At 36.7% G+C, this 14126-nt stretch carries 15 protein-coding genes; 4 read left to right on the forward strand and 11 right to left on the reverse strand.

Features of this window, described 5'->3' with window-relative positions; all coding sequences use genetic code 11:
• Positions 1-20 precede the first annotated feature (20 nt).
• On the forward strand, positions 21-1199 hold the full coding sequence (locus E4F24_RS09280; protein ID WP_140938412.1) for a BaiN/RdsA family NAD(P)/FAD-dependent oxidoreductase: 1179 nt from the start codon (positions 21-23) through the stop codon (positions 1197-1199).
• 36 nt (positions 1200-1235) lie between these two features.
• On the opposite strand, the gene E4F24_RS09285 is transcribed toward E4F24_RS09280, so the two are convergent.
• The 4 genes from E4F24_RS09285 to E4F24_RS09300 all read right to left on the reverse strand — a co-directional run bounded on the left by E4F24_RS09285 (position 1236) and on the right by E4F24_RS09300 (position 4085).
• Positions 1236-2039, reverse strand: coding sequence for a M48 family metallopeptidase (locus E4F24_RS09285; protein ID WP_140938413.1), 804 nt, complete (start codon positions 2037-2039; stop codon positions 1236-1238).
• 63 nt (positions 2040-2102) lie between these two features.
• A complete protein-coding gene (gene plsY, locus E4F24_RS09290) occupies positions 2103-2753 on the reverse strand; it encodes a glycerol-3-phosphate 1-O-acyltransferase PlsY (RefSeq protein WP_140938414.1) in 651 nt (216 codons plus the stop codon).
• Between the two features lie 15 nt (positions 2754-2768).
• Positions 2769-3626, reverse strand: coding sequence for a carboxylating nicotinate-nucleotide diphosphorylase (gene nadC, locus E4F24_RS09295; protein ID WP_140938415.1), 858 nt, complete (start codon positions 3624-3626; stop codon positions 2769-2771).
• Between the two features lie 78 nt (positions 3627-3704).
• Entirely contained in the window at positions 3705-4085 is a 381-nt protein-coding gene (locus E4F24_RS09300) for a DUF4783 domain-containing protein (protein WP_140938416.1), read from the reverse strand.
• Positions 4086-4264: 179 nt separating this feature from the next.
• Between E4F24_RS09300 and gpmI the strand changes: the two genes are divergently transcribed.
• Both gpmI and E4F24_RS09310 read left to right on the forward strand, forming a co-directional pair.
• Positions 4265-5800 (forward strand): 2,3-bisphosphoglycerate-independent phosphoglycerate mutase, encoded by a 1536-nt coding sequence (gpmI, locus tag E4F24_RS09305; RefSeq protein ID WP_140938417.1) that lies wholly within the window; start codon positions 4265-4267, stop codon positions 5798-5800.
• A gap of 28 nt (positions 5801-5828) precedes the next feature.
• The gene (locus E4F24_RS09310; RefSeq protein WP_140938418.1) at positions 5829-6341 is read left to right on the forward strand and encodes a hypothetical protein; all 513 of its coding nucleotides are present in this window, start codon (positions 5829-5831) and stop codon (positions 6339-6341) included.
• A gap of 59 nt (positions 6342-6400) precedes the next feature.
• Here E4F24_RS09310 and E4F24_RS09315 read toward each other — a convergent pair whose 3' ends face one another.
• The 3 genes from E4F24_RS09315 to E4F24_RS09325 form a co-directional block, all read right to left on the reverse strand.
• On the reverse strand, positions 6401-7177 hold the full coding sequence (locus E4F24_RS09315) for a TerC family protein (RefSeq protein WP_140938419.1): 777 nt from the start codon (positions 7175-7177) through the stop codon (positions 6401-6403).
• Positions 7178-7259: 82 nt separating this feature from the next.
• Positions 7260-7790, reverse strand: coding sequence for an adenine phosphoribosyltransferase (locus tag E4F24_RS09320; protein ID WP_140938420.1), 531 nt, complete (start codon positions 7788-7790; stop codon positions 7260-7262).
• An 8-nt stretch (positions 7791-7798) separates the two neighbouring features.
• Positions 7799-8713 carry a ComEA family DNA-binding protein gene (locus tag E4F24_RS09325; RefSeq protein WP_140938421.1) on the reverse strand — a complete coding sequence of 305 codons (915 nt, stop codon included), beginning with the start codon at positions 8711-8713 and terminating at the stop codon, positions 7799-7801.
• Positions 8714-8806: 93 nt separating this feature from the next.
• On the opposite strand from E4F24_RS09325, the gene E4F24_RS09330 reads away from it, so the two are divergent.
• Positions 8807-9415 (forward strand): polysaccharide deacetylase family protein, encoded by a 609-nt coding sequence (locus E4F24_RS09330; protein ID WP_140938422.1) that lies wholly within the window; start codon positions 8807-8809, stop codon positions 9413-9415.
• Here the strand turns inward: E4F24_RS09330 and E4F24_RS09335 are convergent.
• From E4F24_RS09335 to E4F24_RS09350, 4 genes are all read right to left on the reverse strand, one after another.
• On the reverse strand, positions 9410-10198 hold the full coding sequence (locus E4F24_RS09335; protein WP_140938423.1) for a DUF4249 domain-containing protein: 789 nt from the start codon (positions 10196-10198) through the stop codon (positions 9410-9412). The genes E4F24_RS09330 and E4F24_RS09335 overlap by 6 nt on opposite strands.
• A gap of 4 nt (positions 10199-10202) precedes the next feature.
• Positions 10203-12521: a TonB-dependent receptor gene (locus E4F24_RS09340; RefSeq protein WP_140938424.1), complete on the reverse strand. Its 2319-nt coding sequence runs from the start codon at positions 12519-12521 to the stop codon at positions 10203-10205.
• A gap of 84 nt (positions 12522-12605) precedes the next feature.
• The gene (locus tag E4F24_RS09345; protein WP_140938425.1) at positions 12606-13484 is read right to left on the reverse strand and encodes a hypothetical protein; all 879 of its coding nucleotides are present in this window, start codon (positions 13482-13484) and stop codon (positions 12606-12608) included.
• Between the two features lie 5 nt (positions 13485-13489).
• Positions 13490-14113 carry a hypothetical protein gene (locus E4F24_RS09350; protein ID WP_140938426.1) on the reverse strand — a complete coding sequence of 208 codons (624 nt, stop codon included), beginning with the start codon at positions 14111-14113 and terminating at the stop codon, positions 13490-13492.
• Positions 14114-14126: the final 13 nt, after the last annotated feature.

Consider the following 14126-nt stretch of genomic DNA (forward strand, 5'->3'; position numbering starts at 1 on the left):
GAATTGTCTATTTTTGTGGAATGTCAAAACCACCTATCGTTATCATTGGAACGGGCGCTGCCGGATTAATAGCTGCGCAACGACTTGCTAAAAGCGGTTTTAAAGTACATGTATATGAACAAAATAAAGCGGCTGCACGCAAATTTCTAGTCGCTGGCCATGGTGGATTTAACCTTACACACAGTGAAGACATCGACACTTTTGTACAACGGTATGACAAGATTGAAATACAAAAAATTGTCAAATATTTTGATAACCAGTCGACTATAGCCTGGCTAAATAATCTAGGAATCCCTACCTTCATCGGAAGTTCCGGAAAAATATTCCCGGCTAAAGGAATAAAACCTATACAGGTACTACAAGTTATACTCAGGAAATTAGCAGATTCCGGCGTAAAAATTCACTACGGATATCGTATGATCGATTTTGATGAAGAGTCGGTTACCCTCTCCTACAAAGGGGAACGATTACAAACCCCGTATCAAAAACTAATTTTGGGTCTCGGTGGCGGGTCTTGGTCAAAAACAGGTTCGGATGCTAAATGGGTAGATCTATTTCGGGCAAAAGGTATTAAAATTAGTACACTTCAACCAGCTAACTCGGGCTTTAATACGAAAACTGATTTTTCAATACTAGCCGGTCAGGTATTAAAAAACATCCATTTAAAGTTTGCAGAACACACAAAAACAGGTGAAATCGTATTTACATCCTATGGCATAGAAGGCGCTCCTGTATATTATCTGAATCGCTTCATTCGTCAGAATCCTTTTCCGATCACCCTGTTCCTAGATTTAAAACCTAGTTACGCGTTAGAATCCGTTGAAAAGGAATTAGAAAATAAAGCACATATAGCATCCATTCTTAAAGACAAACTAAAATTATCGCAGACAGCCATCTTGTTGACAAAATTTATGGATAAGGCAACGTACACCAATCCCATCAAGTTAGCCCAGGCCATAAAAAACTTCCCCATTGAGGTCACTTCATTAAGGCCTATTGACGAAGTTATTTCTACCGCAGGGGGAGTTTCTTTTGAGGAACTATCGGATTCATTGGAACTAAAAAAATATCCTGCTGTTTTTTGTGTAGGCGAAATGTTGGATTGGGAGGCACCAACCGGAGGCTATTTGCTACAAGCATGCTTTAGTTCGGGCGCTTGGGTTGCGGATTATATTAAGCAACACAATACAGCTTCCTGAAAGTAAAAATAAAAAAAGCAGTGCATTCATACTCTATTACTTTTTATAGTATTTCATGGCTTCAGGAATGTAGCTTTGGAGCTGAGAAATCCGTCTTGCATCACTTGGGTGCGTACTCAAAAACTCGGCAGGTGCTTGTCCGGATTTGGCAGAAGACATTCTTTCCCAAAATTTTACCGCTTCATTTGGATCATATCCCGCCATTGCCATAATGATTAAACCTGCTCTATCCGCGGCCAACTCATCGTTTCTGGAAAATTTCAACATACTAAGAGGAGCACCTATACCATACAACTGATTGATAGCAGATACCGCACGGTTATTTGTTGTCGAAGAGGCAACACCTATTACCTGTGCTCCCACTTGTAAAGCAATTTGATTCGAAGCTTGGGCTACAGAATGTTTTTCAATAGCGTGAGCGATTTCATGTCCCATTACCGTAGCTAAACCGGCCTCGTTACCCGTAATAGGGATAATTCCGCTATATACGGCTACTTTCCCACCAGGCATACACCAGGCATTAACCTCATCACTCTGCACTAAATTAAACTCCCAGTTAAAATCATACTGGTCAGCAACACCTCTTTCCTGTAAAAAACGGTTGGTAGCAGAGGCAATGTTATTTCCTACTCTTTTCACCATCGTGGCATTGGATGTCCCCGTGATAACTTTTGTGTCAGACGATGATAGAAACTCCTTATAAGCCAAGGCTGCTTGATCATTCAGCTGGGATTCATTCACCAAGCTTAAATATCTTCTTCCGGTTACAGCAGAAGTAGCACAGCTCACCAATATTCCTCCTATCAGAAACATGGCAGTATAATTCAATATTCTTTTCATAATACACATTATTATATTAATCGTTCTTAGGTTACAAGTATGCAATTCTGATGCCCAAACACATTAATTAGGATTCTTTTTTTTAAATAAATATATTTTAGACTCATGCCCCTTCAATAACCGTTCAATATTCTTCTGATGCGTAATAAGAATTAACGCACAAATGGCTATACCATATAATAATACGGAAGGTACCGTGGTCTTAAAGATAAATGCGACACTTATTGGAAAAGTAAATCCCGCCAGTATAGAACTTAACGAGACATAATGCGTGACCAGCAAACAAATAATAAAAACAGAAACACAGCACAAAGCTGCCGGAGCATGAATAGCGAGCACCATCCCGAACAATGTTGCAACTCCTTTTCCTCCCCTAAAACCTGCAAATACAGGAAATAAATGCCCTAACACCGCGATAACTCCAAGAGCCAATTGAAAATTCACAAAATGAAGTGAATTGTGACTTCCTACGATCGAACTGTCCAAAAGATAGGGTAAATTAGTCGCTGTCCAACCTTTAAAAATATCTACAAACATAACAATAGCTCCGGCTTTCGGTCCCAATACCCTAAACGTATTAGTTGCCCCTGCATTGCCACTACCATACTCCCGCACATCGACGCTATAAAATGCTTGACCAAACCACACTGCAGTAGGTATTGACCCAAACAAATAAGCTAATATGACAATACCTACTAAATAAATAGAAATCATTAACGTCCTCTTATGTTATATTAGTTTGGCCTTCAGACTTAAGTCAAGGCTTTTTACTGAATGTGTTAATGCACCCACAGATACATAATCTACTCCTGCTAAGGCATAATCTTTGATCGTATCTAATGTAATACCACCAGATGCCTCTGTTGTTAACTGTCCATCAACCAATTTCACCGCTTTTTTTACATCCTCGGGTGTAAAATTATCAAACATCACCCTATCCACCCCTTTACATGCTAAAACTTGATTCAATTCTTCAAAATTCCGAACCTCTACCTCTATTGGTATATCAATTCCAAAATCCTTTTTATAAATAGTTGCATTCTGAACCGCATTGGGAATACCACCTGCATAATCTACATGATTATCTTTTATAAGTATCATATCATACAAACCAAAACGATGATTTTCGCCGCCTCCGATCTTCACAGCTTGTTTTTCCAAAAAACGCAAAAGTGGTGTGGTCTTTCGGGTATCCAAAACTTTGGTATTGGTTTCCTTCAGTAGGTCGACATAAGTAGCAGTTCGTGTTGCAATACCAGACATCCGTTGCATCACATTTAAAACTAATCTTTCGGCCTTTAAAATACTATGTATATTTCCTCGTACAATTAATATAATATCGCCATATACCACCCGAGAACCGTCTTTAATAAATACCTCTACTTGCAGAGAAGAATCTATATGATTAAATATTTCCAAAGCCACATCTACCCCTGCAATTAACCCATATTCCTTCACCAAAAGTTTTGCTTCTCCACCTTTACTCTTACCAATAGTAGATAGGGAAGTATGATCTCCCTCGCCAACATCCTCTATTAGAGCAAGTTTTACAAACTCAAGCAATTTCACTCTAAAATCTTGATCCATTTCAAACTATAAAATATTAGGCTAAGATGAAGAAAATATATTTTATTCTAAAAATTATTGCTTAAAATTATCAACAAATCACTCTATTCGCAATTCCGAAATATTGAAATTTCCATTATTATCAATCAACTTCACAAAGATGCGGTAAGATTTTTTAGCAGTTTTCAAATTATAAATTAGATATTTATTATTGGGATTTCCGGTTACCTTTTGCACATGTTTGAGTTCCGTTGTTTTATTTGTTCTAAAAAAATCAGTTAGTACCAATTCGGCCTGAAATTTAGAATAGACACTTTCTTCTTTATCTATAGATAAACTTAATGTAGAGGCAAAATGTTTAGACAAAGATTTGCTATTGCTGTTTTTTAAACCGTTATAAATATCGGCGTGAATATCTCCCACCACAAATGATTGTAGTGTCATGACCATGGTTAATATAAACATCTTCAACAAACTCATTATTATATCTAATTATCTAATAGTCGCACGAAAACTACCTTGCTATAATTAAAGTTAAAAATCATGCCATATACGTTACATGTCTGATAAAAATATAACCGCATATAGACTTATATTACAAATTTGTGTCTTTTTCTATTCGGTGTTTCGAATACAAAGCATTTTATCTAAGTTTGTATGTGGACAATTTAAATCAAAAAAAAGTTGCATTACTTATCCTGGATGGGTTAGGTTATGGAAAAAACGATAATTCAAATGCAGTAATAGCTGCAGACACTCCTTATCTAGATTATTTATTATCAACGTATCCAAATTCAACACTTGAAGCTTCAGGCGAAGCCGTAGGGTTGCCTGAAGGTCAAATGGGGAATTCTGAAGTAGGACACATGAATTTGGGCGCTGGTCGTGTTGTTTACCAAGAGTTGGGCCGCATCAACAAGGCTGCACGCGAAGGACTATTCTCCACACATCAAGCGATACAGGATGCTTTTCAATACGCAAAGGAAAATAATAAAAAAGTTCACTTTCTTGGGCTTTTATCAGATGGCGGTGTCCATGCACATATCGAACATTTAAAAGCATTATGTGATGCTGCTCAACAAGCCGGCCTGACAAATGATGAAGTATTCATCCACTCTTTTTTGGATGGAAGAGATACGGATCCTAATGGAGGCATTGACTATATAAGGAGTCTACAGGATCACTTGACTCATTCTACCGGAACAATTGCTTCTGCAATCGGCCGCTATTATGCAATGGATCGCGACAATCGATGGGAACGTGTAAAACAAGCCTATGATCTGTTGACGAAGGGGATTGGAACACCCTCTACAAATTTGGTTACCTCTATCCAAAACTCGTATGATGCAAATGTTACCGATGAGTTTATCCAACCCATAGTTATGGTAGATGCTAATGGATCTCCTCTAGCTACAATTGAAAATGGAGATGTTGTATTCTGCTATAATTTCAGGACAGATAGAGGACGCGAGATCACGATAGCGTTAACGCAGGAAGCATTTCCAACCTATGATATGCAGCCATTGGACCTATATTATGTAACGATGACTTCTTACGACGACACGTTCAAAAACGTGAAAGTCGTATTTCAAAAAGATAATCTGACAAATACATTAGGAGAAGCGCTCACGAGTCAAGGGAAAACACAGGTTCGTATTGCCGAAACTGAAAAATATCCACACGTGACTTTCTTTTTCTCAGGAGGCCGTGAAGGTGAATTCGATGGTGAACGACGTTTATTAATTCCTTCTCCAAAGGTAGCAACATACGATTTGCAACCAGAAATGAGTGCATACGGTATTGCGGAAGCCATTTGTAATGATATGGAAACCAATAAGCCTGATTTTATTTGTCTTAACTTCGCTAATCCGGATATGGTAGGACATACCGGTGTATTTGATGCTGTCGTAAAAGCGGTCGAAACTATTGACAAATGCACTCAAAAAGTTGTCAATATGGGCTTAGCTAATGGCTATTCATTTATCATACTGGCTGATCACGGTAATTCTGAATTCATGGTCAATAGCGATGGATCAGTAAATACTGCACACACGACGAATTTGGTTCCCTGTATTTTAATAGACAAAGATTACCATACTATTGCAGATGGTAAATTGGGCGATATCGCACCCACAGTTTTGCGGTTATTAGACCTACAAATACCAATCGAAATGAACGGAAATGTTTTGGTATAATCGACATACATATAGTATCTTCAAGGCAATGGGAATATTTTCTCTTTCCTGTGCTTTGTTTTCTTGTGTCTCTACAGATTCGGCAACGAAGGAACAGGTTAAATTACTTGACCTTCCCTCCTTCTTTCAGTCCGAAATTAAAAGACTAAAAGAAACAAATCCTACAATTACCAAAACGGTTAGAAAAGATAGCCTTTCCGAGGTCAAGCAGATTAAAATTGAAAACTGGGATACAGAGCTTGCTAGTTTCGTGGCAATAGATATCAATAAACCAGCTTATGACGGCTATGTGCATATCGACAGTGTAGACAATTTGGTTACTTATACCGTTACTAATCCTGATCTTGACCTTTCATGTATTCAAATACAATATAAAAATGGAAAAGTAAATGATATCATTATCGAAAGAAAGGTAAAAAACTCACTTTATAACACTACTGAATTTTTAGAATACCGAAAAAACGATAGTTACACGGTCGAAAAGAATCAGTCTGTCATAGCCGTGGGAGATAATTACTACAAAATAGAAGGTAAATTTTAGTTAAAAAGATCGATTCCATAAAAAGAATCGATCTTTTTTAATTATACCACCTCTATCCATTACTGGGATCGATCTTGTTCTTCAAGCTGCTTCAAGGCTTTTTTCTCCGATCTGATGTTCAGGTATTCTACCAATACCGAAAATGCCATTGCAAAATAAATGTATCCTTTAGGAATATGCTGATCGAACGCTTCTGCAGTTAATGATACCCCGATTAACAATAGGAAAGCCAGCGCTAACATTTTCACCGACGGATAATCATTTACAAATCTGCTGATCGATTCTGCAGAGATCAACATAATCACTACGGCAACGATAACGGCCGCGATCATTACGCCTATCTGATCAACCATACCCACCGCCGTAATAACAGAATCTAATGAAAATACGATGTCCAGAATCAGAATTTGGATGATGACACTCGTGAATGTTATTGGTTTACTTTTCCTGTTTGCTATTTCGACATGACCTTCCACTTTGTGATGAATTTCCGTTGTAGATTTATAAATCAAAAACAAACCACCGATAAATAAAATCAAATCTCTGCCCGACAATACCAAATATGGAACAATCTTTTCGTTGGTAATGTTAAAAATTTCGGCAAAATTAACCAATGGAGCAGTAAGCCCCATCACCCACTTGATAGAGAACAACAAACCGACACGCATCACTAGCGCTAATATTAAACCTAATTGACGTGCCTTCTTCTGCTGCTCTAAGGGCAGTTTAGCACTTTGAATTGATATAAATACAATATTATCTATACCTAATACGATTTCTAAAACTGTAAGTGTCAAAAAAGAAATCCATACTTGAGGATCTAGCAACCATTCCATATACTTTGTCTTGTGTTTTTATTATTGTTAAACTTAGATAAAATGCTTTATTGATAACAGAAAAATAATATTTAATCTGTTATTAAGAATAATGAACGAGAGATACGACCTGGTCACTAAACCGTGTCAACCGACCGTGACTTTGTAAAAAATCCAAACTGATCACAAAAGAATATCCTGCAATATTTCCGCCTAATTTTTCAATAAGTTTCGATGCAGCTACAACTGTGCCCCCGGTAGCTAATAGGTCATCGTGAATCAGAATATGTTGTCCTTCTTGAAATGCATCTTCATGAATTTCGATAGTAGCCTGACCGTATTCTAATTTATACGATTCAGCAATCGTTTTATGAGGTAGTTTCCCTTGTTTACGTATAGGTACAAATGGAACGTTTAAATGATTAGCCAACATCATACCAAATAAAAAGCCTCTGCTTTCGATTCCTGCTATTACATCTATTTTAACACCTTTCAGACGTCTTGCAAATTCCAACACGATGTCCTTGCATAACGTTTGATCTTTCAAAATAGGTGTGATATCTTTGAAAACTATACCTGATTGAGGGAAATCCGGAATATCGCGGATCACCTCTTTAAGCTTTTCTTCTAGCATACTATATTTTAGAATTGTAAATATGGCTCAATTTTACGGAAAAAATCTTCATTTAAAACAGGTATTTCTCTTAAATTATCCATCCCTTTATAATTTCCATGTTGTACCCGATAGTTAATAATCAAATCCGCTTCTTTGTTTGAAATGTACGGATGTTTTGCTAAATCATGTTTAGTAAGTTCATTTATAGTTAGTTTTTGAGGTACAGGAGAGTCTAAAAATATGTTCTCCTCTATCTGTCCATAGATCTCCGGTGTGATACCATATACTTCTCCGATCTGCGTGATCCGACAAAAGCCACCTAAGGCATTTCGATATTTTATGATACGGGCGGATAAAACAGACCCTATCCCTTTCAATCTTTTAAAGTCACTGGTATCTGCTTGATTTATTTCGACACTTAGGGGAGTTTCCGATTTTGAACGGTCCGATTTTGAACCAACTGCAGCAACATATTCAATTCTAGTTCTTTCCTTGTTCTGAATTTTAATATAGGGCTCTATACGCTTATAATCCTGATCCGATATCGAGTATATTTTTGCCACATCCTCCTTTACGTAAAATTTCCCTCCTTTGGATTCGTAATTTTTGATAACCGAAATTTGCTTTTCAGAAAAACCTAACCTTTCCCAGTCTTCTACCGGAAGTGCATTCGGATCGAAATCAAAATACGTAACACGCTTTTGGGGAGTTCGGGTAGACGACGGAGCAGAATAAAGCTCTTCAACAGGCGCATATTTCACTTTCTGATTTTCTTTTTTTTCATCATTAAAATATACAATTGAAGATTCAGGTATATCATTCTCACGAACAAAACTATACAGAATTGGAAACAGTACAACAAGAATAATTAATACAACGAGAACAAAAAAACCGCGTTGTTCGGCTTGGGTAAGACCAAAATACTTAAAGAATTCCTTCATAAATTAGGTTGTATATAACTAATTAGCATATAAACTATAGATTAAATTTCAAATCTTTAACTAAATTTGCAAATATATTTCTAATATCACAACATGTATTTTGTCAATGCTCCTATTTTTCTAAGATGGTACTACCCTAACGTAACATGGAATAAATCAAGACGCGAGAAAAAATTGTATTTGACATTTGATGACGGCCCAATCCCGGAAATCACCCCATGGATATTAGACACCTTACATAACTTTAACATTAAGGCTACTTTTTTCTGTGTAGGCGAAAATATTGAAAAGAACCCTGAAATATTCAATAGAATAATTGAAAGTGGACATCAGGTAGGGAATCACACGTACAACCATTTGAAAGGTTGGGATCATAGTGATAAGGCATATATCGAGAATATAATGAAATGTCAACATTTGACCAAATCTCGTTTATTTCGTCCACCTTATGCTCGCGCAAAAAAAACTCAGATATCCTTACTTCGTGAACAATTTGACCTGATCTATTGGGATGTACTTAGTGGAGATTTTGATTTGAACCTTTCTCCCCGGAACTGTCTAAAGAACGTATTGAAGTACACAAAAAATGGCTCCATAATAGTTTTTCACGACAATATTAAGGCAATTCCACGTGTGCAGTATGCACTCCCTAAAGCAATTGAGCACTTTTTAAAACAGGGGTACGCTTTTCAGACTTTATAACAATTGAATACGCACACCATACTCTTTGGTAGCAGTAGTACTAAAATAACCAAAGGCACCATTTGAAATATTTGATTTCGGATTTGAAGGTGACGCATTGCCCGGATTGGCAAATTGAATCTCATTCCAATAATCGTACACTTCCTTGCTTATACATTGTCTTCTTACCACTACCGAATCCCCTATCGCCAGCGAATTATCACTATTCGCTATTTGATGTGTAACTAACAAGCCGTCATTAAATTTGTCGCTAAATGCCGAGGAGAATCTAAATGGGCCTCCGTTTACAGAGATAGAATACCTATAGTAATTGGGATGATCCATCGGATCGTTAAATTTAAACAACACAAAATAATAAGGTTCATTAAAAATAGTTTCTTGAATCACCCCCAACGAATCGATTGCTACTAAATCCTCCAATTTAGACGTAGCTTCAAACAGCTCGTTATCAATATTGACAGATAGATTATAGGTAATATTCTTTCGAAGCGCCAGATTTTGAACAGTGTAATACCCTTGTCCCTGATAGGCGAAATTAAAAACACGACCCCTCGAATCTGAAACGGTAACCAGTGCATTTTCAATAGGTTTACTTGGAATATCAGCATTAAAAGGAACCGTTTGTGTAACTCGAATAACCTGTTCCGAAGATAACGATGTCAAATCAGCATCTATTACATACTTAGGATCGCCCACTTTTAAGTTCACATCTATGATTTCTTCACAAGCAACCATTATTACAGCAATAAATACGCTTATCAACAAATAAATACATCTTCTCATTTTCCTAAAATTTAAAATTCCATGTTACCGAAGGGATGATACCAAAAAGCGCGATTTTGTAAGCTTCTGTAACATTCGTATTTTGTTTGTTTTCTCTAAAATCTATGATATAGGCATTTTTTCGATTGTACACATTGTAAAACCCAAAAGACCAACTTGAATGAAAGCGTTTGTTTTCTTTTCGCGGCTCATAGGTGGCAGACAGATCCAATCGATGATAATCGGGCATCCGGTAGCCATTACGCTCGGTATAATAAAACAATGTACGTCCGTCCATTTGATATTTCCCGCTGGGAAAAGTGATTGCATTACCGGTATAGTACACGAATGTAGCCCCAAAAGACCATTTCTTAGAAAGTTCGTACATACTCACTACAGAAATGTCATGTGTACGATCTTGTCGTGCATTATACCAATCTCCACCATTAATCTGTTCAAATTGTCTTTCGCTTCTTGCCAAAGTATAACTTATCCAACCATGTAGTTTACCTTTTGATTTACGTAAATACCATTCCAAGCCGTATGACCGACCAATACCGTACAGTAATTCTCCTTCCAAATATTTATTAGCCTGTAAATCTGCCCCATTTCTAAAATCAATCTGATTGCCCATATATTTATAATAAGCTTCTACAGAAAACTCATAAGCGTTATTATTGAAATTCCGAAAGTAACCCAATGCGGCCTGGTCAGCATATTGCGGTTTAATGTTGATACTGCTAACTACATATTGATCCGTAGGCAAAGAAGACGTTGTATTAGTCAATTGATGTAGGTTCTGTACAATCCTATTATAAGATGCTTTAATACTATGCTCTTGACTAAGAATAACAGATAACGATAATCGAGGTTCAAGATTAAAATAATGTTTTACTATGCCTCCATCGAATGACTGTTCTCCGATGAGATCACCGTCATCATCATAATCATAAAATGTGCCCGGCCCCTGTACCATAAAGTCAGTTACACGCAATCCGTATATCATGGAAAGCCAGCTTGATGGTTTCCATTCGTGAGAAACATAAGTTGCAGCTTCTATTCCACTTCTACTTTCAATATCTATCGAATTGACAGCAGACTCCCCTCCGGCATTCAGACTAGCAGGTGAAATTTTCTGACGCAATATATTTAAACCAAAACGAAGTATATTTTTATTATCTGCATAATACGATAGATCTTCCTTGAGGTTAAAGTTCTCAATTTTAGAAGCTATGGTAAAATCACTTTCATCATTCGACACATTTACATTATACGTAAAATCACTGTAGATCAACGAGATATTACTGAATAATTTTTCATTAAAAATATGATTCCAACGTACTGTAGCAGTGGCATTTCCCCAATCAAAACTAAATAGATCTCCATATCCTAAATCATCTTTTCCAAAATATCCCGAAGCATATAAGGTATTCTTATCATTAAATCTGTAGTTTATTTTTGCATTTAAATCATAAAAGTAGAGCTTACTTTGATTTACCGTTTCATCGTTAGAAAGTTTCAAAAAAAGATCAGCATAGGTACGTCTTCCGCTAACCATGAACGAGCCTTTGTCTTTCACAATAGGACCTTCCAGTTTCAACCGGGATGCGATGAGTCCCAATCCTCCTTCTGCAGCAATTTTTTTATTGTTACCATCGACCATATTTATATCCATTACAGATGATATACGTCCGCCGTACTGTGCCGGAATTCCCCCTTTATATAATTCTACATCTTTGATAGCATCCGAATTAAAGGTCGAAAAGAAACCCAATAGATGTGCAGCATTATACACAGTGGCCTCATCCAATAAGATTAAATTTTGATCGGCTCCTCCCCCTCTCACATAAAAATTAGAGGAACCTTCCCCTCCTTTTCCAATCCCCGGAAGCAACTGAATGGTTTTTAAAATATCCCGTTCACCAAATACGACGGGAATATTTTTCACTTCTTCCATCGAAAAATTAAAAGCTCCCATCTGCGCATTTGTGACGTTATCATTTTGCCTTTTCGCAGACACGACAACCTCTTCCAGCTGATTATCCAACACAATGAGCTCAAAATTATAACGTTTATTCTCCGATACACGAATGGTTTGCTCCAGCAATTGATATCCCATAAAAGAAACTATTAATTCGGTATTAGGCCCTGAAATCTGCAGGGCATAATAACCATAGCTATTCGTACTGGTAGCATTTTGTGTTCCCTTTATTTGAACAACAGCACCTATTAATGCCTCACCTGAAGCAGCATTCCTAACATAACCACTGATGGTAGTTTTGTCTTGTGCGATTAATGAAACTGAAAAAAATAAACTAATAAGTATTACAAGAAAGTAAGGCATGAATATTAAAATTATCAACTATTTTTTTTTTAAAAAAAAGGTGACAAAGCAATCGTGATTTTACAAATCATAATGGTTTCATTTTCATCTTTTTTCGTACCTATAAAGGTAAGAATCCAATCCTAAAGGACGTTCACTTATTGTATAAAAATCAACATTATTCGGGTCAAAAGCAATCGCCTCACCTTGAGGTTCTACTTGATAAGGAATCACGACAGGATAAACTTGCAATGTTTCCATCATGCTATCCGTTGATTTCCTATTCCATTGATAAATGTGTGTTAACGTCTTGATTAATATTTGGCGACCATCGCGAGATACATCAGCAGCAGTAACAAATGTAAATGGTAGCGTTAACTTCGGGTACAGTGTTAAAACATGATCTGCTAACGGAGGAATTTTAAAATCAAATACACTCGCCCTTAGATCGCGCTTAGAAATTATATAAACCTGATTATCAACCGGGTCAACAAATACAGCTTCAGCATCTCTTTTTTTATCAGCGTACCTAACTTTTATCTCCCTAATAGAAGATTTCGCAACCATAACAACGGTCTGATCTGTTGAAAAATTTGGCTCCTCGAATAAATAAAACGACAGGATCTCTCTATCTCTTTTATTATTACCAATATCGGCCAGCAATATATAAGGCTTATCGTCAATTTTCAACCATGCGATATCTTCAATGTCTACAGCTTTAAGATTTTCAAGGTTAAATTGACACGTTACATTGCACAATGTATCTATTAAATAAATAGTAGCATCATCTCCACTATCGTTATGTATCCAAAAATGATGAGGATAGTTAGTAGAAGGGATAATCCCCGAAATCTCCCCCAATTTAGAATGCGAAATTTTCCCCAGCGCTTTTCTCTCATAGATAGAATGCTGTGCTATAGCATAATAATGTATAACAAAGCAGAGCAAAGACAAGAAAAGTTTTGTGTTAAATGTTATCATCATCTAACTTATTGTCCTTCAAATGCCGAAATAATATGTGCTCTAAATGTAGAATCTTTTTCCGACATCTCGAATGACTTGCGGTAGGTATCCACTACAGCAAATAACTCTGCTTCCGTACCAATTGAATTATCTAAAAACAGTTTAAAACTATATGTACTTTGCTTTGCTAAATTCACAGTCACCTTATTGGACGAAAAGACCAGCGGATCAATAGTTTGACTAGTCATTTTTCCCGTAGAAGGCAACTTGAAAATGGCACCTAACGCTTTAACCAGATTATCAGAGTGAGCTCCTATTGACGATAATTTAATAGCCCCTCTTACAAATCCTTTACTTCCATCAATTTTACCATCAGAAGTTACACCGGCTTCGATATCCTTCAAAATTTCAACCTGTAAACCTACTGTATCATCTTCAAAAACTGATTTTGCATTATATACCACAGAAGAATCTGTTTGCTGCTCGTCCACCAATCTTAAAAAAAATTGCTGTTTGGCTGCGTCAGCATTAATTGTAAACACTTCCAATCTGCGTTCAGACTTCTTTTGTTTGTCAGGAGATGAATTATTACAGCTTGTCAGCATTAGTGCCACTACACCTAACCCGACAATAGAGCATATACCTTTCATAATTATTTCATTT

Source organism: Sphingobacterium lumbrici (genome assembly GCF_006476045.1).
Classification (GTDB): domain Bacteria; phylum Bacteroidota; class Bacteroidia; order Sphingobacteriales; family Sphingobacteriaceae; genus Sphingobacterium; species Sphingobacterium lumbrici.

Bases quoted from the DNA above. Each gene is read 5' to 3' on its own strand.
- E4F24_RS09280 (WP_140938412.1), top strand. From the start codon at position 21: ATGTCAAAACCACCTATCGTTATCATTGGAACGGGCGCTGCCGGATTA.
- E4F24_RS09285 (WP_140938413.1), bottom strand. From the start codon at position 2,039: ATGAAAAGAATATTGAATTATACTGCCATGTTTCTGATAGGAGGAATA.
- plsY (WP_140938414.1), bottom strand. From the start codon at position 2,753: ATGATTTCTATTTATTTAGTAGGTATTGTCATATTAGCTTATTTGTTT.
- nadC (WP_140938415.1), bottom strand. From the start codon at position 3,626: ATGGATCAAGATTTTAGAGTGAAATTGCTTGAGTTTGTAAAACTTGCT.
- E4F24_RS09300 (WP_140938416.1), bottom strand. From the start codon at position 4,085: ATGAGTTTGTTGAAGATGTTTATATTAACCATGGTCATGACACTACAA.
- E4F24_RS09310 (WP_140938418.1), top strand. From the start codon at position 5,829: ATGGGAATATTTTCTCTTTCCTGTGCTTTGTTTTCTTGTGTCTCTACA.
- E4F24_RS09315 (WP_140938419.1), bottom strand. From the start codon at position 7,177: ATGGAATGGTTGCTAGATCCTCAAGTATGGATTTCTTTTTTGACACTT.
- E4F24_RS09320 (WP_140938420.1), bottom strand. From the start codon at position 7,790: ATGCTAGAAGAAAAGCTTAAAGAGGTGATCCGCGATATTCCGGATTTC.
- E4F24_RS09325 (WP_140938421.1), bottom strand. From the start codon at position 8,713: ATGAAGGAATTCTTTAAGTATTTTGGTCTTACCCAAGCCGAACAACGC.
- E4F24_RS09330 (WP_140938422.1), top strand. From the start codon at position 8,807: ATGTATTTTGTCAATGCTCCTATTTTTCTAAGATGGTACTACCCTAAC.
- E4F24_RS09335 (WP_140938423.1), bottom strand. From the start codon at position 10,198: ATGAGAAGATGTATTTATTTGTTGATAAGCGTATTTATTGCTGTAATA.
- E4F24_RS09340 (WP_140938424.1), bottom strand. From the start codon at position 12,521: ATGCCTTACTTTCTTGTAATACTTATTAGTTTATTTTTTTCAGTTTCA.
- E4F24_RS09345 (WP_140938425.1), bottom strand. From the start codon at position 13,484: ATGATGATAACATTTAACACAAAACTTTTCTTGTCTTTGCTCTGCTTT.
- E4F24_RS09350 (WP_140938426.1), bottom strand. From the start codon at position 14,113: ATGAAAGGTATATGCTCTATTGTCGGGTTAGGTGTAGTGGCACTAATG.